Annotated in this window: 1 protein-coding gene; it reads right to left on the reverse strand. The window is 61.4% G+C overall.

Annotated elements, in window-relative coordinates; genetic code table 11:
• Window positions 1–536: 536 nt before the first annotated feature.
• Window positions 537–722 (reverse strand): hypothetical protein, encoded by a 186-nt coding sequence (locus CA951_RS44810; RefSeq protein ID WP_256974319.1) that lies wholly within the window; start codon window positions 720–722, stop codon window positions 537–539.
• Between the last annotated feature and the right edge of the window lie 724 nt (window positions 723–1,446).

The raw sequence follows: 1,446 nt of genomic DNA on the forward strand, positions 1-1,446 counted from the left end.
CGTGCGTGGTGAGCCCGAACTTTACGAAGATGTCTTCGGCCTGTCCTCCACCCCAATGTCTCCATTGCATTGCAAACTCCAGTGTTTCCTGGGCGAGCCTCGTCGTCTGGTTTCCGAGGTTTGCAGCGGGCTTAGGGTGCGCTCGCATGCGTCGCCGTGTGTTCCGGTGAGCGCTGACGGATGGGATCGTCTTGCCGAACTGGAAGTCGGGCGTGAACGGTCGAGGTGGACGTGAAGTTCGGCTGGTCATGTTCGTGTTCGTCTTCCTATTGCGTGTCGTTCGGTTTCATCGGAATCCCGCGGTGTCGCCCCCATCGACGGAAAACTTCTGACCGGTCACCCACGAGGACTAATCCGAGGCCAAATAGACGGCGAGAGGCACTGTTTAGCGGTTGGATGGGCTACCTGTCCGAGTGGCGCTATTCCGCGCAACGCGGACATCGAAGCTGTGTTGATGATTGAGCCGGCTCCAGATGCCTTCAGTGGCGACCACGACGGCTTGATCGTGTGGAAGATGACGTGTAGCTCGACCTCGATCACATGACGCTATAGTTCCCGAGTAACTCCTCGAAGGGGGAGGAGCCGAACCCTGCCGCGTTGTTGTAGGGGCCGTCGATACCGCCGAGACGCTCGGCGGCCACTTCCACTTGACCACTCGCTGTCCCCGTGATCAGTCCTCTCTTCCCGGCCAGGCGTGCGGGGAGACTGTCCGATGTGTCCACGTCAATGCGTCCTTCGCGGAATGTCTTTCACATCCCAGCGGCGATCTCGTGACCGTCGCACGAGATCCAAGCGAACAAGTGCAGTCGACCGGATGCAGAACCGGTGGATGGCCTCGATCTTCGAATGCGGGACGTTCGCTGCTGCTGCACAGCACCCCTCTGACCGCGGCGGAGGCCGCCTGCCACAGTGCTGCGAGCGTAAATCCAGTGTGACGGAACCATCAAGAAGCCGACTCACTCAGTGGAACTCCGGGTTGGCTTGTTGTCGTGGGCCTCTCGGCATAGGGCGAAGAATGAACGATCGGCAGGAACCCCTTCCACGCACTCCGATCCGGAACGACTCGCGGTGTAGAGGAGGGGATGCCTGCCTTCATCGCATAGCGGAGGTCGGGGAAGCTGCTTCGGTGGACGCGTGTCTCGGGTGAGGTGTCTCTGGTCGCCCGGGGGCAGGGTGCTGCCAGCGGCTCAGTCAATCTGGTGGGATCGTTCCACTCAATGGGCCGATCCTTCGTCGGTGGGCTGTGTCGCACTTAACATTGCGGACGCCAACAGTTGACGGGCCCGGGGGTGCCCGGTCTATCTGTGTAGCGTCGAAGGAGCAGCCATGGCCAGGAACGTCCGCCAGATTTTCGCCGACATCGACGCCGTCGATCGGCGTGTTTCGTCGCGCGCGTCACCGACGCCGTCGGCTTCGGTGAGGCCGATACAGCGATCGGAAGGCTGG

This window comes from Rhodococcus sp. NCIMB 12038 (assembly GCF_002165735.1).
Lineage (GTDB): Bacteria > Actinomycetota > Actinomycetes > Mycobacteriales > Mycobacteriaceae > Rhodococcus_F.